A 19322-nucleotide genomic window follows, 5' to 3' on the forward strand; every position below is an offset into this window, starting at 1 on the left:
AGGGGAAAGCCATGAACGATTACCTGCATCAATTCCTGTTCGGGATCTATCCGTACATCTGTCTCGCGGTGCTGCTGCTCGGCAGCCTGATCCGCTTCGACCGCGAGCAGTACACGTGGAAAAGCGATTCGTCGCAGCTGTTGCGCCACGGGATGCTGCGGCTCGGCAGCAACCTGTTCCACTGGGGCGTGCTGGTCGTCGTGCTCGGCCACTTCGGCGGCTTTCTCGCGCCGCACTGGCTCGTGTCGCCGTTCCTGTCGGCGTCCGGGCACCAGCTCGTCGCGATGGTGGCGGGCGGGGCGGCTGGCGTCGCGGCGATCGTCGGGCTCACGATCCTGATCTGGCGCCGCCTGGGCGACCCACGCATCCGCCGCAACAGCCGCCGGTCGGACATCCTGATCGTGCTGATGCTGTGGGTGCAGCTCGCGCTCGGGCTCGGCACCGTCGTGCTGTCGACGCGCCACATGGACGGCGCGATGTTCGAGCAGCTCACCGACTACGTGAAGGGCATCGTTACGTTCCGGCCGGACATCGCGAGCCTGCTCGTCGGCGTGCCGCTGACGTACCGGCTGCATATCCTGCTCGGCTTCACGATCTTCCTCGTGTCGCCGTTCACTCGGATGGTGCACATCTGGAGCGGCATCGCGTCGGTCGCGTACCTGATCCGCCCGTACCAGCTCGTGCGCAAGCGCTGAGGAGGCCGCATGAACGACGTTCTTTCCGATGACGTACCTGTCGCATTGCGCATCAACGGTGTCGCGATCGGTGACGATGCGATTACGGCCGAGGCTGCGCATCACGGCGACGCGCCCGATCCGCTCGACGCGGCCCGGCGCGCGCTCGCGGTGCGCGAGCTGCTGCGGCAGCGCGCGGTGTCGCTCGCGCTGCTCGACGAAAATGCACCGCTCGACGATGCAGCCGTCGACGCGCTGCTCGAACGCGAGCTCACGCACCTGCCCGAACCCGATCGCGCGGCTTGCGAGCGCTATTACGCGCAGCATCCGGCGCGCTTTCGCCGCAACGACATCGTCTATGCGAGCCACGTGCTGTTCGCAATGACGGATCGTGTGCCGCTCGCACCGCTGCGGCAGCGCGCGGAGGCCGCGCTCGCCGATGTAGTCGCCGCGCCCGACACGTTCGAAGCACTCGCGCGCGCATCGTCGAACTGCCCGTCGGCGGAAGTCGGCGGCAGCCTCGGGCAGCTGCTGCGCGGCGACACGGTGCCGGAATTCGAGGCCGCGCTGTTCGACACCGACGGGCTCGGCGTGTTGCCGAAACTCGTCAATACGCGCTTCGGTTTCCACATCGTGCGCATCGAGCGCCGCGTGCCGGGCGATGCGGTGCCGTTCGACGAAGCCGCCGCGCAGATCGCCGCGTACCTGTCGGAACGCGTGCGGGAGCGGGCGATGCGGCAGTACGTGGCGATTCTCGCGGGTGGTGCGCGCGTCGAAGGTGTGGCATTCGACGGCGCGAACGGGCCGCTGGTCCAGTGAAACGGGGTGTGATGCATGGCAACTCAACAACAAGGTAACGTGGTGCCGGCCGGCGGCGCGCCGGCGATTCCGCTGCGCGCGTGGTCGGTGCTGGCCGCGAGCACGCTCGCATTCATGGTGTGCTTCGTCGTGTGGATGATGTTCGGCGTGCTCGGCGTGCAGTTGCGCACCGATCTCGGGCTGAACAGTACGGAATTCGGGCTGCTCACGTCGACGCCCGTGCTGACCGGTGCGCTGATGCGCTTGCCGCTCGGCACGTGGACCGACCGCTTCGGCGGCCGTATCGTGATGACGGTGCTGCTCGTGGTGTGTGCGGTGCCCGTCTATATCGTCAGCTACGCGACGCAGCTCTGGCAGTTCCTGCTGATCGGGCTGTTTCTCGGTTGCGTCGGCGCGTCGTTCGCGGTTGGCACGCCGTATGTCGCGCGTTTCTTCCCGCCGCAGCGGCGCGGACTCGCGATGGGCGTGTTCGGCGCGGGCACGTGTGGCGCGGCCGTCAACCTGTTCGTCACGCCGCTGCTGCTCGACGCGTACGGCTGGCGCTTCGTGCCGCGCGTGTATGCGGTCGCGTTGCTCGTCACGGCCGCGATTTTCTGGTTCGCGTCGGCGCCCGATCCGGGCGCGGGCAAGCGCGGCGGTTCGCTGCTCGATTCGTTCAAGGTGTTGCGCGACCCGCGCGTGTGGCGGCTCTGCCAGTACTACTCGATCACGTTTGGCGGCTTCACCGCGCTGTCGCTGTGGATTCCGCAGTACCTGAAGAGCGAATACGGGATGTCGCTCGTGATGGCGTCCGCGTTCGCGGCCGGCTTCTCGTTGCCGGGCTCGGTGCTGCGCGCGCTCGGCGGTGCGTTGTCCGATCGCTTCGGCGCGCACGCGGTCACGTGGTGGGGGCTATGGGTCGCATGGATCGCACTGTTCCTGCTGTCGTATCCGGCGACCGACTTCGTGATCCACACGATCGACGGCACCGCGACGCTCAACGTGGCGATGCCGGTGGCCGGCTTCGTCGCGCTGACCTTCGTGCTCGGCGCGGTGTTCGCGCTCGGGATGGCGTCGACCTTCAAGTACGTCGCCGACGATTTCGCGGACAACATGGGCGTCGTCACGGGCATCGTCGGGCTCGCGGGCGGGCTCGGCGGCTTCCTGCTGCCGATCCTGTTCGGCATGCTGCTCGACCTGCTGCGCGTGCGCACGACCTGCTTCATGTTCCTGTACGGGATCGTGTGGGTGTCGCTGATCCTGATCTACCTGTCGGAAGTGCGGCGCACGCCTGTCACGGGCTGACGGGTTTCGATCGATACGCGTGGGCGCGATGCCGGGACGATCCGGGGTCGCGCATCGTCGCCTGTCGCGCCCGCGACGTATCCGGCCGCGCGCGCTTCTGTCAAACTGGCGCCCATGAAACCGCGCCTCGCCTCACCGCTTTCCTCCGATTCCGCGCCTGCGCCCGCAGGCTTTCCCGACGCCGACGAACTGGCCGCGTTGCGCGCGTGGTACGCGGGCATGACCGTGCGCCAGGCGGTCGAGCGCTACCTGCCCGATCGTCTCGGCGAAGGTCGCTCGGCGCGCGGCGTGATCGGCGGCATCCGGCGCCGCCTCGTGCGCGTCGCGCGGCAGGCCGGCCGGCCCGATCTCGCGGAGCGGCTCGGTCATCCCGACGGTGAGCGTATTCAGGAGGCGAAGGCGGCTGCCGAAGCAATCGGCCTGCTGCGTCATGCGCGCGCGCCGGTCCCGCAGATCAGCGACGACGTCGGCCTGTGGCTGCCCGCGCGTGCGGTCGTTGCGCTGCGGGCGCACGGGATCGCGACGCTCGCCGATCTCACGGTGCGGATTCCGCGCCGGCGCCAGTGGTGGCGTGCGATCGCGGGCCTCGGTGTGGCCAGTGCACGGCACATCGAGGCGTTTTTCGCCGCGCATCCGGACCTGACCGAACGGGCCCGCGCGCTGATCGCGGCGACGCCGCGCGGCAGCATCGTGCCGTGGGAGCAGTTGAAGCTGCCGCACGAGGTCGACGGTTCGGCCGGCACGTTCCGCGCGCCGCGCGCGACCAGCACGCTCGATGCGGACAACGATTACGCGGCCGTGCATGCCTGGCTCTCGCTGCACGAATCGGCTGCGACGCGGCGTGCGTACCGGAAGGAGGCCGAGCGCTTGATCCTGTGGGCGATCGTCGAGCGCGGCCGCGCGCTGTCGTCGCTGACGACCGAGGATGCGGTCGCGTATCGCGCGTTCGTGCGGCGCCCGACGCCACACGAACGCTGGGTCGGGCCCGTGCGGCCGCGCAGCGCGCCCGACTGGCGGCCGTTCTCGGGTGCGCTGTCCGCGCGTTCGGCGGCGTACACGCTGTCGGTGCTCGGCGCGCTGTTTCGCTGGCTGATCGAGCAGCGCTACCTGCTCGCGAATCCGTTCGCGGGCGTCAAGGTGCGCGACACGCGCGGTGCAAACGCGCTCGACACGTCGCACGCCTTCACCGAAGGCGAGTGGCTGCTCGTGCGCACGATCGCCGACGGGCTCGAGTTCCGTAAGGGCACGACGGCCGCGCCGCAGTCGGGCTGGACACCGGCCGCCGCGCAACGGCTGCGCTTCATTCTCGATTTCGGCTATGCGACCGGGCTGCGCGCGAGCGAGCTGGTCGGCGCGACGCTCGGCGGTATCGAGACCGATGCGCACGGCGACGCGTGGCTGAAGGTGATCGGCAAGGGCAGCAAGGCCGCGCGCGTCGCGTTGCCGCCGCTCGCGCGCACGGCGCTCGACCGTTATCTGGTTGTGCGCCGGCTGCCGGTCACGCCGGTGCGCTGGCGGCCCGATACGCCGCTGATCGCGAGCCTCGCGGAAGACGGCGCGGCCGCGATCACGAGCGTGCGGCTGTGGAAGGTGATGCAGCGATTCTTCGCGCAGACGGCTGATCTGGTCGAAGCCGACAACCCCGCGCTCGCGCAGAAGCTGCGGCAGGCGAGCCCGCACTGGATGCGCCATACGCATGCGACGCATGCGTTGGCGCGCGGCGCGGAGTTGACGACCGTGCGCGACAACCTGCGGCATGCGTCGATCTCGACGACGTCGATCTACCTGCATGGCGACGACGTGAAGCGGGCGCGGCAGATGTCGAGCGCGTTTGCGGCGGACAAGTAACGGCGTCGCGTCGATGAGGCAGGCGCTGCGTGCGCGTCATGTCGGCTGTCGGCTTGCGTCGGGGTGCGCGAGGTGCTGCGCCGCACGCGCCACGACCGCATGACGATCGGGCCGCACGCGCTCGAACAGCGCGGACACCGACGCGAGAATGTCCGGTGCGGCCCGCTCGGGACGTCCGCAGTCGAACGGCGGCTCGGGCGCATATTCGATGCCGAGCTGTACCGCTTGCGCGTAGGCCGGGCCGGCCAGGTCGGCCATCACCGAGAGCGCCATGTCGATGCCGGCAGTGACGCCGCCGCCCGTGATGACCGGGCCGTCGCGTACCACGCGGCCTTCGTCGACGATCGCACCGAACGGCGGCAGCAGGTCGCGCCACGCCCAATGGCATGCGGCCCGCCGGCCTTGCAGCAACCCGGCCGCGCCGAGGACCAGCGACCCGCTGCACACGGAGGTAACATAGCGGGCGCCCAGCGCGAGCCGGCGCACCTCGCGGACGAACGCCTCGTCGGCGAGCGCGTCGATCACGCCGAGCCCGCCCGGCACGCAGACGAGATCGGCGTGCGCGATGTCGGCGAGCCGCTCGACCTCAGCAAGGGTCAGGCCGCTGTCCGCGCGAATCGATCCGCAGCGCACCGAGGCCCGGTGAATCCGCGCACCCGGGAGACGCCAGAACACTTCGTCCGGCCCGGTGAAATCGAGCTGCGTGACATGATCGAACAATGCGAATACGACGATGAACGGCGTGGTGGACATCACGAACTCCCGAAGACATGAGCGGCCTGTAGCATCGCGCCGCACGCTGTCCGTCGCAATGTCATTTCTCCCGCACTTTCTGCCATGACCCATCGCGTCGCCGTGCTCGTGTATCCCGGTTTCCAGGTGCTGGATGCCGCCGGGCCCGTTTCCGCGTTCGAGATGGCCGACTATGCGCGCGCGCCGTATTACGCGGTTTGCATCGTCGCGGCGCAGCCGGGGCTGGTGCGCAGTTCGTCGGGCGTGAGCTGGCACGCCGAGCCGTTGCCGGATGCGGCGGACCTCGATACGTTGCTGGTCGCGGGCGGCGACGGCGTCGATGCCGCGATGGTCGACGCAGCGACGTGCGCGTTCGTCCGGCGCTGCGCGGCGGGCGGCATCCGCGTGGCGAGCGTCTGTTCGGGCAGCTTGCTGCTGGCCGCGGCCGGTGTGCTGGACGGTCGGCTCGCGACCACGCACTGGGGCTGCGGCGAGCGCTTCGCGCAGGCGTTTCCGCAGGTGCGGCTGGCGCTCGACCGCATCTACGTGAATGACGGGCCGTTCTGGACGAGCGCCGGCATCACGGCCGGCATCGACCTGACGCTTGCGCTGATCGGCGAGGATCGCGGCGAGCGGCTGGCGCGGGCCGTCGCGAAACGGCTGGTCGTGTACTACCGGCGCCCCGGCGGGCAGTCGCAATTCTCGGCACTGATCGAACTCGACAGCGCGCAAGGGCGCTTCAAGCCGTTGCTCGACTACATTCGCCGCAATCTCGGCGCGCGCTTGCGCGTGAGCGACCTGGCCGAGCAGGCGTGCATGAGCCCGCGTCAATTCGCGCGGGCGTTTCAGACGGAAACCGGCCTTACGCCGGCCAAGGCAGTCGAGAAGCTGCGCGTGGAAGCCGCGCGCGCCGCGCTTGAAAGCGGGGCGGCGTCGCTGCAGCGCGTGGCGAACGAATGCGGTTTCGGCGATACGGAGAACATGCGGCGCAGTTTCCAGCGCTGGCTGGGCGTCGCGCCGTCGGCGCTGCGTTCGTAGGCGGGCGTTGTCGCGTCGTCACGTCGTCGATCGCGATTGTCTCGCTCGGGCGCGCGCCGTCATGCAATTGTCAGGACGCGGGGCGATGTGGACCGGGAAGCCCCTGCACGTGTCTTAACGCGCGTTCCGCTGTCGAATGGATGACGTACCGCAGCGCATCTGCCAATAGGGCGGAACGGTCCGGCATACCCCACGGTCATAAACTTTTTACAAGGAGCAGGGATGGCATCGAGCCAAAGCACAGTCGATTTCATCGTCGAGCAGATGGGGGCGGCCGGCACGGTATCGGCGCGCAAGATGTTCGGCGAGTACGGTATCTATTGCGACGGCAAGATGGCCGCGCTCGTCTGCGACGATCGGCTGTTCGTCAAGCCGACACCCGAAGGCCGCGCGTTTCTCGGCGCGTGCGAGGAAGGTTCACCGTATCCGGGCGCGAAACCGCATCTCGTCATCGGCGGCGAGCGCTGGGACGATCGCGAATGGCTGTCGGCGCTGATCCGGATCACCGCCGCGCAGTTGCCGGTGCCGGTGAAGCGGCGCCGATAGCGGCCTTCTCGCGTGCAATGTTGCGCTGCGGCCAGGCGTATTCTGTGACACATGTGCGCGACCCTCGCGCGCCAGGCGGGAGCACAAGAATGAAGACATCCGGACATCCGCGCGGCACGTGGCTTGCTCGCCGCGCCCGGTACGCGCTCGTCGCGGCCCTGTGTATGGGCTGGAGCGCGCTGTCGTTCGGCGCGGACGATGCGGCGACGCTGCTCGAGCGTTACCGCAGCCTCGGCGCGCAACTCAAGGACAACGCATTTCACCGGCCGCTGGTGCTCGAATCGGCGGAAGCGTCGTCGTCGCTGAAGGGCGACATCTACGCGGTGGTCGACTATCCGTACGCGGTCGTGAGCGGCCAGCTCGACGATCCCGCGCAGGGCCCCGCGAACTGGTGCGCGGTGCTGATCCTGCACCTGAACACGAAGTATTGTCATGCGTCGAGCGGCAGCAACGGCCCGGTGCTCGACGTGAACCTCGGCCGAAAGATCCAGCAGAAGCTGTCGGACACCTATCGCGTGCAGTTCCGCTATCGCGTGGCAGCCACATCGCCCGACTATTTCCAGGTCGACCTGACCGCCGACAGCGGCCCGATGGGCACGAAGGATTACCGGATCGCGCTGGAGGCCGTGCCGGTCGGCGCGTCGCGCACGTTCCTGCACCTCACGTATTCGTATGGCTTCGGCACGGTCGGCCGCATGGCGATGAAGACCTACCTCGCGACCGTCGGCAGCGACAAGATCGGCTTCACGAACGTCGGTGGCGCATCGGCCGCGCAGCCGCAGTACGTGGGCGGCGTGCGCGGGCTGCTGGAGCGCAACACGATGCGCTACTACCTTGCGATCGACGCGTATCTCGCGACGCTCGACAAGCCGCTCGACCAGCGCCTCGCGCGCTGGTTCGACGCAACCGAGCAGTATCCGCAGCAACTGCACGAGGTCGAGCGCGGCCCGTATCTGCAGATGAAAGCGCAGGAGGTGCAGCGGCAGCAGGCGGCGCGGTAGGCGGCGCACATGCGCGGAGCGCCGCGAGCGGACAGCTTCGTGAACAACGCCCACGTGGCTGGAGCGAGGTGGAAGGATGCAGGAGTGTGAGTTGCGGACACAATCCGACACTGTTTTCGGAGGGCCTGTCGGTGGCGATTATTCTCAACTGGTATCCGGAAATCACCAAATGGATAGCGCGTTGCCGGTTTGTCCGCGTGACTAAGAAAAATCGGCGAATTCGACGATATATTTTCTTGGCGCTCTTCCGAGTGACTGTGGAATAAAATCCTATCGTGATCGAACGTAGGGAAGCTAAAGAGCGACGAAGACAAGATGGGTGGAAAAGGCTGAGAGGGCCCGCACGAATCTGTCCGAATCACTCTTGATGCAACCGCTGGGAGTCACGTTAAAAAAATACACGTGAAATTTGCATCGGGGAAACCAAATGGCAATAGTAGGCAACAGCCTGGTTGGAATAGGGGTGCTTGCATCACTGATCGGTATTGGTGGCTTTATAGACACGCGTAAGGTAGATCGGAGGTTTAAGACTGGTTATAAGAACAACGAGCCGGACTCTAGAAATTTTGTCCGGTCAGGCAAGATTTTGTTGTGTGGTATCGGTTTATTTTTATTCGGGTTGATGGTTAACCGCATATCGGATACGGACATGCAATCGACTCGCGCCGAAGTGACTCACGAAGACCGGGTAGCGGGGGGACTTTCCACTGTCGATGCTGCTAAACCGACAAACGAGAATTTGCTGCCGGACGTTCATCCGTCAGATCGGTCAGCATCCAGCATGTCCAGTGCCGGGCGTCCATCGATCGAAATTTCTGAACAGAACGGCGGTGCCTCCGACGCACCGGTTGATCATGCCGTGCAAGCGCATACTTTTGCGACCAGTTTTGATTGCTCACGAGCATCGTACGATGACGAATCGGCGATCTGTCATGACCCAGGTTTGGCAGCAATGGACCGGAGATTGGCTCAGCTGTACGCGGCTGCATTGCGAACCGTCCCGGATCCGGAGTCTCTTCGGCAATCCGAGTCGGAGTGGGTCGCTACTCGGCACCAATGTGGCAAGGACCTCAATTGCTTGCGTCGCGCATACGGCGAGAGAATCGGCCAGTTCGTGGGTTCGCTAGGTTCGAAGCCTTTGCTTCCCGAGGACGGCAAATAGATTCACTTCGGCAGCGATGACCCCGATGCGCGGCGAACGCCGCGCCTGGAAGACTCTCTCCAGCACGATTTACCTCAGTGTGCGCAAGGCTGCTTCCGTACCGGACGTATGGTCCATTTCGGAAACAACCTTGAGCGGTACCTCGCCAACACCCATCGCACGTTCGATCAGCAAGTCGTCGCCATGTTGTGCCAGCAACGCCTGCAATCGGTCGAATTCGCCACACCAGAGCGTTTCGACATCCTTGTCGCGGGCAACGTCGCGATTCGCGACGAGAGATACGGCTCGAACCTGCAGGCGACCGGCTTGGGCCTGGCCGCCGACTTCGACACCGTAACCTGGCAGGGAAGGTTTCTTTACAACGACCCGGCCATCCTTCGCCCATGCGGTCGTCATGCCCTCATGCACTTCATAGCCGAGTCGCGCCAAGCCGCTCAGGATTGCGTTGCGCCGAGCCGCCGCTGCTTGTTGCTGCCGCACCCGCTCGATCAGGTCCTGCCCGGTTCGGGTCAGCTCGGCTACGACGTCAGGTGACGTGGTGATATCGCACTGTCGAGCGCGTTCGACATAAATCGCCGTGTCTGTCGTGTTGCAAGCCCGAATCTCCGCCGTCAGTTCTTCCAGTGCCGAGATAGCGGTGCGACGAGCGCGGGCCGCTTCGATTGCACTCGACAGGTCGAGGATCAGGCTGTCGAGCAGCAGGCTTCTTCGCGCGTCGCTTTCCTCGTCTTCGAGGGCATCCAGTCGTGACGAGAACCGGGTGACCTCTTGTGGTTCCAGGAATACCCGTGCTTCGCCGATCTGTCGATCGAGACGGTCGATCGACGGATCACGAGACGTAGCCAGTTGCGTTGTTTTCCAGGTCTGGAAGTCTGCCGACGCCTCCTCCGGCATCAGGCGATTCGCTAGCGCCCGTTGTGCATCGTTGAGTGTTCGTCCTACAGCAGGTGTGAGAAGGGCGAACCCTTGCGCTAGCACGGCATCGGCGTCTTCAAGTATGTTGCCCGAGCGCAAGCGATCAAGCTGACTACGGAGTTCAGCCGGAATCTCGATGCCTTTCGCTTGCAATGTACCGAGCAATGTCGTCGCGCTGTGCCGTCCTTGCCGTCGACGTTTCGCTGCCTGCTCGGCCTGGTCTATTGCCGCCTGTTGACGCCGGGCGAGATCGGTCTTCAGGAACGCAATCTCGTCGGGCACTTGCTTCTGCAAATCCATAAACGCGTCGGCGGCGACCAATGCTCCCAGCATTTCACGGCGAGCCTGGGTCGTCGCGATCTCTTCGTCCGACAGCTTGCCGATACGTTGGCCTTCGGCAATCCATGTGGCGATGGTCTGGTCAAGGCGCTGCAAATGTCCCTCGCAGATCGCGACGATTTCCTCGCGCGTCACGATCCGGACTACTTTCGGGCCGCTCATGCTATTACCTCCTGGCCAAGGGCTAGCTCTACGGCTGTTTTCAGGCGTGCCTTCTCTGACTCCGGTTCGTGGTACCAGGCCTGCGACGAGACGCGATGCAGTGTCGGAATGGCTCGTCCCAGCACGGACGGCCGCCAGATTTCCCGGGCGCGTGCATGTTCGAGCAAGGGATGACGCGGTGCATCGCACTCGATGCCGATCGCATAAAGACCGGTTTCCGGATTTGCGATCGCAAAATCAAGCCCGAAAGCATCGCCTTCCTGTGCTGACACCGGTGATAGACCGAGGCCCTGCAGATAGGCAAGCACATCTTCCGCGAATCCGTCGACGGCACCCGTCTGCCGCAGCTTCGCATGCGCTCGTTCGCTACTCATGCGGCCAAGCAATGCACGGCCGGCGGAAAGCTCACCGTTCGACATTGCGCGTGCGTATTCCATATAACCCTGAAGATAATCGCGCGGAATCGCCGGCTTGCGCTGCGTCGTGAGCATGTCGGAGATCTCGCGGATAGGCATCGACGTAATGAGCACGACTTTATGGCGGGCACGCGTCACTGCCACATTGAGGCGCCGCTCGCCACCGCTCTGGCCAAGCACGCCAAACATGCGTCGGAAGGTTCCCTGGCCGTTTCGCCCGAAGGTCGTGGAAAAGACGATGATGTCGCGTTCGTCCCCTTGGACATTCTCGACGTTCTTCACGAATACGGCCATGTCCTCGCCACGATCGGTTCGGTCGAGTTCCTCACGATAGGCATCGCGGAATGCCTCATCCACTTCCGCACGCTGCTCCAGGCGCTCGAGTGTGAGGTCTGCTTGCTTGCGGTTGAACGTGACCACGCCGACGGAGGGGCGCTGATCGTAGGGCTGTTGCCACAGTTGCGCCAGATAGGCGACCACGCGATCCGCTTCGTCGCTGTTGGTCTGCTGCTCGTAAAGACCATTCACCTGGACGAGTTCAATCGGCTTAACCTCGCGCACCGTGGCATCCGGATGGCGGACCGGCACACTGAGGTTGTTCTCATAGAACGCGGCGTTTGAATAGCCGATCAACTCTCGATACGACGAACGATAGTGAATCTGCAGCGTCGACACGGGTAGTGCGCTTCGTGCCAGTTGCAGCAGGTCGGGACAGTCCTTGATCTCGCGTCGGTTCCAGGTGTCTTCGAAGCGCTCACGCTCGTCTTCCGTCGCTGCATCGTCGGGTTGCTCGCCGTCGAATATTTCCGTTTCGTCGCTATCCGTTCGGCTCGAAAAGAACGCAGTTGGCGGCATTTGCTTTTCGTCGCCGCTGACGATCGACAAGTTGCCGCGGAACAGCGTCGGAATGGCGTATTCCACCGGCATCTGCGATGCCTCGTCGTAGACGACGGAATCGAACAGCCCTGATTTCAGAGGCAGTACGCGGCTGGCGACATCGGGGTTCATCAACCAGACTGGCCTCAGCGCCATCAGGCCCAACCCCGTACCGAGTTCGATGAATTCGCGCAGGCGCCGGGAGCGCCGGCCGGTCAAACGCGTCACATCTTCCCAGTCACGCGCTGAGCCCAGTCTGCCGTGATCGATACCGTTGCGAAGCATCTCGCGGTTCAGCCGACGCATTTCCGCATCGGCAGCCGCGAGCGCGTCGATCTTTGCGGTCGTTTCGCTTTGGTCGAGCAGCAACTCGGGATTGTCCTGCTCCATGCGCCGCTTCCATCCTAGCCGCGCCTCGCGGTTGATCATGCGCCGCACTGCATCGTCGAGGTGTTCAGGAGGCAGGCGCGTCAGAGCGTCTTCGTGGTCGCGCATGATGGCAAACACGTCGAGCGCTTCGGTCGAGACATGCCGTGCTCGGGTCCGGAATTGCTGGTATGCGGCCAATGTCGGCAACGCATCGCTGATTCGGTTCAACGGCGCCTGATAGCTGATGTTGTCGGAAATCGCCTGCCGACAGGCGGTGACGAGTTCTGTCGAGAGCCACTCATCGAGCGGCCTCAGTGCGCTCAGACTATGTTGGCGCGCATTGTGGCGCACAAACGCGGTTTCGAAACCGTCGAGCAACTGTTCGACGGGTGCTCGAGCTCCAGTCATCACGGCCGAGTCGAACTCGTCGCCGCGTGGCGCGATTGCAAGATGCTGTGCGAGTTCGCGGATTTCCTCGAGCTGGCGCAAGCGGGTCAGGCAGGCATCGGCGAGTGCCGGCCCGCAGGTAGGCTCAACCGTCTCTAGATGCAATGCCCGGCTGATCGTGTTCAATGTGTCGCGCAGCGGCCTCCAGGCCTTTTCGAGCCGGCTAGCCGCCAGCAGCTTGCGAAGCGTCTCGTCTGTCGCGGGAGCGCCGCAGCCGGCGACGAACTTCATCAAGCGACCACGCCGCAGATAAGTGACCGGGTTAAGGCGACGCAATAGAGACGGGGCGCGAGTTGCCAACGCCGCCTGAGTCTCGAGCTTGCGGAGCTCCGGATCCGGCAAGCGTGCAACGGTATCCGACAGCACGGCATCGAAGCCGCTGGTCTCGACGGCCAACAGATCGCGATGCAGGCCGCCGAGCGCCGTGTAGTACCGATGGCCTTCAGCATCGGCATGATCGGCCGGTCGAAACAACGGCAGCCATTGTGCAAGCCGCTTGCGTTGCGTATCGTCCAGCGCGACAAGGCGGCCGGCGTTGGCATCGAGCCACGCCCGATACGGGGCGGGGTCGTCGACATCGAATCGCGCGGGATGCGTGGCGAGCGTCTCGATTCGCAGGCGCTCTGCCCCGCAGAACTCCGCGAACATGGCATTGAACGTTTGGAGCGTGGCGGCATCCGTCGCGAAGGACTTCAATTGCACCAGTGCACTGCCCTCGAACTTCGACGGTAACCAGTAGCGGGCGAGCGGTGCGCATTGTTCTTCCAGCGTTGTCAGCGCCGAAATATCCAGCGTGGCAAGCCGTGTACGCAATTGCGGCACGCTGACGGGCGGTGTGCCGGCTTCGAGCTGGATCAGTTCACCGAGCAGTGCCCGATAGCTGAGACCGGTTGATTCGTCGATGCGATGCAGTGCTGCATGCCGGCGATCAAGTTCGCCCTCGAGGGCCTCGATTCTCGCGGCCATGCGTTCACGCTGGCGTATCAATCCGTGGTCGAACACGGTGCTTCGAAAGATCGCATCCAGTTGCTCGCGGACTGCTCGGATTGTTGGCTCGCGGTCCTTGTTGACGTCGTTGAGCATCACGATGCGATCGCCGAGGCCTTCCGCGACGAGACGCTTGCGAACGACTTCCAGTGCGGCATGCTTCTGGCAGACGATCAGCAGGCTGCGTCCTTGTCCGATCGCGTCGGCGACCATGTTGACGATTGTCTGACTCTTGCCGGTACCGGGCGGCCCTTCGACCAGTAGTCCGGGGCCCTGACGCGCCTGCAGGATCGCTGTTTCTTGCGATGGATCGCTTGCCACTGTCAGGAATCGGTCGAGTTCGGTCTGCGCTGTCTCGGTTGCTTGGTAGGCGGATTTGTCCTTGAGCCGCAGCATCGATTCGAGCGCCGTGCCGGAGGGCGACAATTGCTTGAGCTGGCGCAGATCCTCGCCGATGGCTTGGCCGGCGAAGTCGACGTGAAAGAGCACGCCGGCGCAGACGATGCGTGTCGCGCCGACGGGCACGTCGAGGGTCGGCAACGGTAGCGAACCGAGTTTCCGGCTTTCCACGTCGGCCAGCAGGCCGAAAGCATCGACCACGTCGGCCGCTTTCAACGCGGAACGTCCGAGCACCTCGTCGGCTGCGACGCGCCACGCCTTGACGGCCTCGCGTCCCAGCAGGCCCTCGAGTGCCGGATTCAGGCGAACCTCCTCGCGCTCGCCGTCGAAAGCCATCGCGACCTGGCCTCGCGTGCCGAGCTCCATCAGCAGTTTGACCGGCCACAACAGGACAGGGGCGATGCGAGGGCGCGTCGTGCTGCGATGATCCTTGTAAAGCAGGAACGGGAAGCCGAGATAGAGGCCGTCGATGCCGGTATCCCGTTTGTAGAGCGAGGTCTGCCGGTACAGCGTATTCAACCGGCCTTCGAGTGTTCCGCTTGCACTAAATACGGCTGGGTCCACCGATACCGCTTGTACATTGCGCTGGAGCAGATGGTCAAGCAACGCGGTGCTGGCGAAGCGTTCGCCGTTCAGTTCTTGAAGATCGACCCGCCCCGTGGTTTTGCCGATCGTCATCCGTACCAACGGACCACGCAATACCGCTGTGGCGACTTTTTTCTCGAAGAAGTCGAGGATCTGCGACACGTATTGCTGCTTCTGCGGTTCCAGCCACTGCTCGGGGGGCACGGACAAGAGAACGACCACTTCGTGCAGTGGCAAGCGACGTTCTAATCGGAACTGCTCCGCCCATTCATCGACTGTCTGGTTTCCGGTCCGCGCGAATCCGGCGATTCGGTCGTCGATCGCGTGAAACAGCTCGACGCGCGGCAGCGCAAGCGCGGTCCGGGCAGCCTGACGGTCGAAGACCAGAATCTGCTCTCGCTCTGCGATGGCCGTCGCCTGGTTGAGGATCTCGTCGACCGAACGAAACTGTGAAATTGCGGCGCTCAGCAGAACGATCAGGTCTTCCTCGCTGAGGACGCGGCGCTCCGACAGCGACAACAGACCGTGATGGTCTGAATCCGGCAACAACAGGCGTCGCTGTTCCCATTGCGCGGCCAATTGAGCACGCGAGGTGGAAAGCAGCGCGATGCGCACCATGTCCTCGTCCAGTTCGATGCCAAGATGAGCGGCCCGGTGTCGCACTTCATCGGCGCGAGAGCGCAGCCTGGACAGCCAACTTTCCGTGCCCAGCCGCTCCAGGAGCGTTGGTACCGGCCCGGTTACCAGGTCGTAACCCTCCAGCGGGTTTTGCAGCAACCAACCGGGCGTGACAATATCGCCGCGCAGAATAAGCGGGATGTCAGAATTCAACAGCTTGAGCGCGATCATCAGACGGCAATCGTCATCAACGCCGTCGAGTTGCGCAACCTGACGCAGGCCGGCCAGCACTTTTGCACTGGCGCCGGCTTGTTCTGCCCATGTCAGCACAACGCCGCGATGCAGGTGGTCGCGTGCCGTTTCCCAATTCTCGCGCTCCGCAGCGGCGAGCGCGAAGACCGCCGGCTTGCGATATTGCCGAGCGCCCAATGCGATGGTGGCGCCTTCGTCGCCATCGGAGTCAACAGTCACTGCCGATGGTGCATCTACCGGTTTGCCGTCCAGCCAGGCTTTGACTTGAGGCCATTGCCAGCGTTGATGTCGGTCACGTGCCAGCAGGCCGCGCAGCAAGAGGTGAAGTGACGGATTCAGATCGTCCGGTAAAGTGACGCCGTTGGCCAGCACGTGAATCAGAAACGCGCGCGGGTTGATGCCCTCGAAGCAGCGGCCGTCGGTCAGTTGCTCGAGCAGGATCATGCCGAGGCTCCACCAGTCGGACGCCGCGGCAACACCGCCTGCAATGGCTTCGGGCGCCATATAGCGTGTCGTTTCGAGCGGTGAGACGATATCGAGGTCGAATTCGGACAGCCGTGCGGAACCGAAGCCGCTGATGACGAGGTCCAGAGGTTCGAGGCTGCGCACAAGCAGCGTTCCGGGCCGCAGGTCCCGATGCCGAAGGCCCACGTCCGAAAACGCTTGCAGGGCCTGGCCAAGTTCATCGACCACATGGCGGATCGTCTCGATATCGCGTACTGCCATGCCGAGATCCGCCAGAGTCCCGCCGCTCATCTCTTCAGCGACCTCGTAGGCACGTTGATCCCAACGTCCGGTAGCGATGATCTCCGGCACATGCTCGCGCGGTAGGCGGCGGACCACGTCATAGACCGCCGGATCCGGTTCTGCGCCCGGTCGATAAAGCGTCAGGACTGCCTGCCTGCCGGTCTCGTCTTGCTGGGCCACGTAGCGCTCGCGCACACCGTCCGTGCTGGAAATCTGACGCAATAGTCGCCAGCCGTCGATTCGCGTTTCTTCGACGGGCGCCGGCGGGGAGCCCTCTGTCGAGCGATCTGCGGAAACCTCAACGTCGATGCCGAGACGCTGTGCGTCAACTGGCAAGGTCGGATCCGCGCCACATTCCAGGCACATGAGGTCGCCGACGTTCATCGAATGGCCGTTCGTGCACCACAACGGTGTCTGCACGGTGGATTCGGGTGTGTCCGAAGCCATTTGCTGGCTGACAGCCTCAACCGTGATCACATCCTGGGGGCGCCAGCCGGTCGCCCGGATCGGTACGCCTGACAAGTCCCAGTTGCAAATGGCCTCGCCGACTGAGCCGGCACAGAACCACTCGTCGACCGACCGCTCGGTTCGGCAATTCGGGCAAAAACGCATCATGGCTGACATTTCCTGTCTTATCTATTTCTCGCCTTGTCGGCACTGATCCGGACGTGATGACCCTGATCAGTCAATAGGTCTCTCAATCGTTGAAAATCGTCACGGTTCGGTATCCCCGCGAACCAGACGCTACCATCCTCGTCGAACATGACGTCTAGTGTCTTGCCAGTGTGTGGCGCGTGTTCGTACTGTGCGAAACGTGTGCGGCCGAGTGCCGTGAGGCAATGCAGCCGCTGATTGTCGCTGCCGCGCAGAGGACGTGTCTGCGGGGCAGCGGTGTCGAACGGATCCGAGATCAGCGCATCGATCAGGCCGTCGGCTCGAGCCAGAGTATCGGCCAAGAACTCGATCGCGTGGCCGCTGTAGACGAGTATGTCGCCTGCGGATAGCTGCCGTAGGCCACGCAGGAGCGCAATCAGCGCATCGGGCTGATCGAACGGCTCTCCACCTGAGATCGTGATGCCGGTTGATTCAGGCAACCAGGTTTGGACCTGGGCCAATATGGCACCTACGGTGGTTTCGCCTCCGGCGTTTGCCCAGGTATCCATTGAAATGCAGCCCGGGCATCGGATCGTGCAACCCTGAAACCAGATGCCGATCCGCTGCCCCGGCCCGAGTGTCGTCACGGGAAAGTGCAGGCGTGAAACGCGGATGTCCATGGCCTAGCACTTTTGCAACTGGAACGAACCCGAGTCGATGCCCGAGATGACAAACCGATCGCCGGCGTTCGCATCCTGATCGAACAGGCCGCGTGCCAGCGGGTTGAGCAGATGCGCTTCGATCTGGTTTCGGATGCCGCGGCCGCCGTTGGAGAGATCGCCGAGGCATTTCGCTTGGAGCGCTATCTTGGAACCGGCGTCCAGGTCGACGACGATGCCTTGGGAGGCGACGTCGTCGAGCACGGAACGGACCATCTGCTCGAAGATATCGGTTGCGACATCCTCGCGGATGAAGTCGAAGACGATGATGTTTTCGCCGATGCGGTTCAGGATTTCGGGCCGGTTCAGGACCAGCTTGAAATGCTGCTGGATTTCCCCGAGTACTTTCTTCTGGATTTCCGCAAAGTCGTTTCCTGGTTGGACATTCGGCACGCGCTGGCCCGATTCGTCCTGGCGATAAATGCCAAGGTTTGATGTGAAAACGATCAACGCTTCGGAAAAGTACACACGGTCGCCGCGCCCTGACGTCAGCACGCCGTCATCGAGGATTTGCAGAAACTTGTCGAGAATGCGCGGATGCGCTTTTTCGATTTCGTCGAAGAGCACCACGCTGAACGGGCGTTCTCGAATCGCATTCGTCAATTCTCCGCCGACGTCGTAGCCAACGTAGCCGGGTGGAGCGCCGATGAGCCGCTGGTCGGCGTGTTCCGCGCTGAATTCCGACATGTCGAAGCGAATGTAGGCACTCTCGTCACCGAACAGCAGGCTCGTGATCGTCTTCGCGAGTTCCGTTTTTCCGACGCCAGTCGGGCCGGCGAGGAATGCTACACCACGCGGCCGGTTTCCTTTTCGCTGAGAACCTACACCCGTCATGGCGCGCTTGACGAGGTCAAGCATGTGCGTGACTGCGTGCGCTTGCCCTTTAACACGCCGGCGAATGAAGGTGTCGGCGTGACGGATTTTGTCGCGGTCGATTTGCTGCCACGGATCCTCGGTGACACCCACTTTATAGCGCCGTACGGCGTCGGCAATTTTATCGAGGGGAACTTGCTCGACGCGGGCGAGCGTGGCGATCGCGTTCATGTCGGCGAGCAGCAATCCCTCGGAACCGTCGACGAATGCGGATTCTGCCTCGGCAACACTCTCCGGTGTCGTGGTCTGGGCACCGGGTACGCCACGCAGCAATGCGCCGGCCAACGCCCGACGCGCGGCGCTGTCGGGTTTTGAAACGGGAATATGCCGTATGCGCGGATTGTCAATCAGCAACCAGTCTGGCAGATCGCCTTCCTTGTCGACAATCCAGATCACGGTATTGAAAAACGGACGTCGCAGTTCTCCTGCGGGGCGTGGCGCAGCCATATGAGCCAGCACCAGTGCGCGCGTGAACAGTGTGTGCTCGGCCGGGCTCAGCGTTTCGGTGCGAATCGCCAATCGAGAAGCAAAATCGACGACGAGGGCAAGCGGCGGGCCGGGCAACGTGACCTGGCGTTCAAGGCACGCAGTGAGCGCGTCGATGCCGCCCGGAGCCATGCCATCGACCGGTGTCAATCCAAGACGTCGTAGGGTTTCATCGGCTGGCTCTGTTGGTGGCACCCGGCTGTCGGGTACCGTGAAGCCTGAAATCGGGTTCCAGACGACCAACTGCGCATAGCCCGTCTCCCGGAGATTGTCGCCGAGCGTGCTCACCAGAGACTGCGCTGTCACAACTTCGGGGGCAACTTCACATGCCTGTAAATCGCGTACGTTTCCCGATAGCACGAACTGGCTTTTCAACGGAAGGAAACGAAGCAGATCCCGTAACCATCTTGGTTTGACGTAGGCAGGCATGTCGT

Annotated in this window: 13 protein-coding genes; 8 read left to right on the forward strand and 5 right to left on the reverse strand. The window is 63.9% G+C overall.

Annotated features, from left to right (window positions below; translation table 11 throughout):
• The first annotated feature begins 11 nt into the window (after positions 1-11).
• The 4 genes from narI (at position 12) to HAV18_RS21335 (ending at position 4625) form a co-directional block, all read left to right on the forward strand.
• Entirely contained in the window at positions 12-695 is a 684-nt protein-coding gene (gene narI, locus HAV18_RS21320) for a respiratory nitrate reductase subunit gamma (RefSeq protein WP_166959387.1), read from the forward strand.
• Between the two features lie 9 nt (positions 696-704).
• The gene (locus HAV18_RS21325) at positions 705-1493 is read left to right on the forward strand and encodes a peptidylprolyl isomerase (protein WP_166959390.1); all 789 of its coding nucleotides are present in this window, start codon (positions 705-707) and stop codon (positions 1491-1493) included.
• 15 nt (positions 1494-1508) lie between these two features.
• Positions 1509-2777, forward strand: a complete 1269-nt coding sequence (locus HAV18_RS21330) for a nitrate/nitrite transporter (RefSeq protein ID WP_166959392.1) — start codon at positions 1509-1511, stop codon at positions 2775-2777.
• Positions 2778-2891: 114 nt separating this feature from the next.
• Positions 2892-4625, forward strand: coding sequence for a site-specific integrase (locus tag HAV18_RS21335; RefSeq protein ID WP_166959395.1), 1734 nt, complete (start codon positions 2892-2894; stop codon positions 4623-4625).
• A 36-nt stretch (positions 4626-4661) separates the two neighbouring features.
• Here HAV18_RS21335 and HAV18_RS21340 read toward each other — a convergent pair whose 3' ends face one another.
• Positions 4662-5378, reverse strand: a complete 717-nt coding sequence (locus HAV18_RS21340) for a DJ-1/PfpI family protein (protein ID WP_166959397.1) — start codon at positions 5376-5378, stop codon at positions 4662-4664.
• Positions 5379-5462: 84 nt separating this feature from the next.
• Between HAV18_RS21340 and HAV18_RS21345 the strand changes: the two genes are divergently transcribed.
• The 4 genes from HAV18_RS21345 to HAV18_RS21360 all read left to right on the forward strand — a co-directional run bounded on the left by HAV18_RS21345 (position 5463) and on the right by HAV18_RS21360 (position 9104).
• Positions 5463-6395 (forward strand): GlxA family transcriptional regulator, encoded by a 933-nt coding sequence (locus HAV18_RS21345; RefSeq protein WP_166959400.1) that lies wholly within the window; start codon positions 5463-5465, stop codon positions 6393-6395.
• A gap of 222 nt (positions 6396-6617) precedes the next feature.
• Positions 6618-6941 (forward strand): TfoX/Sxy family protein, encoded by a 324-nt coding sequence (locus tag HAV18_RS21350; protein WP_166959402.1) that lies wholly within the window; start codon positions 6618-6620, stop codon positions 6939-6941.
• A gap of 89 nt (positions 6942-7030) precedes the next feature.
• The gene (locus HAV18_RS21355) at positions 7031-7942 is read left to right on the forward strand and encodes a hypothetical protein (RefSeq protein WP_166959405.1); all 912 of its coding nucleotides are present in this window, start codon (positions 7031-7033) and stop codon (positions 7940-7942) included.
• A 427-nt stretch (positions 7943-8369) separates the two neighbouring features.
• The gene (locus HAV18_RS21360) at positions 8370-9104 is read left to right on the forward strand and encodes a lysozyme inhibitor LprI family protein (RefSeq protein WP_166959408.1); all 735 of its coding nucleotides are present in this window, start codon (positions 8370-8372) and stop codon (positions 9102-9104) included.
• Between the two features lie 69 nt (positions 9105-9173).
• Here HAV18_RS21360 and HAV18_RS21365 read toward each other — a convergent pair whose 3' ends face one another.
• The 4 genes from HAV18_RS21365 to HAV18_RS21380 are packed head-to-tail and all read right to left on the reverse strand — an operon-like array spanning position 9174 to position 19317.
• On the reverse strand, positions 9174-10520 hold the full coding sequence (locus HAV18_RS21365) for a hypothetical protein (protein ID WP_166959411.1): 1347 nt from the start codon (positions 10518-10520) through the stop codon (positions 9174-9176).
• Positions 10517-16831, reverse strand: a complete 6315-nt coding sequence (locus HAV18_RS21370) for an AAA domain-containing protein (RefSeq protein WP_166959794.1) — start codon at positions 16829-16831, stop codon at positions 10517-10519. Before HAV18_RS21370 ends, HAV18_RS21365 begins: the two co-directional genes overlap by 4 nt.
• Before the next feature lie 17 nt (positions 16832-16848).
• Positions 16849-17490 carry a 4Fe-4S single cluster domain-containing protein gene (locus HAV18_RS21375; RefSeq protein WP_166959414.1) on the reverse strand — a complete coding sequence of 214 codons (642 nt, stop codon included), beginning with the start codon at positions 17488-17490 and terminating at the stop codon, positions 16849-16851.
• A gap of 3 nt (positions 17491-17493) precedes the next feature.
• The gene (locus HAV18_RS21380; RefSeq protein ID WP_166959417.1) at positions 17494-19317 is read right to left on the reverse strand and encodes an AAA family ATPase; all 1824 of its coding nucleotides are present in this window, start codon (positions 19315-19317) and stop codon (positions 17494-17496) included.
• Between the last annotated feature and the right edge of the window lie 5 nt (positions 19318-19322).

This window comes from Burkholderia sp. D-99, assembly GCF_011605345.1.
Taxonomy (GTDB): domain Bacteria; phylum Pseudomonadota; class Gammaproteobacteria; order Burkholderiales; family Burkholderiaceae; genus Burkholderia.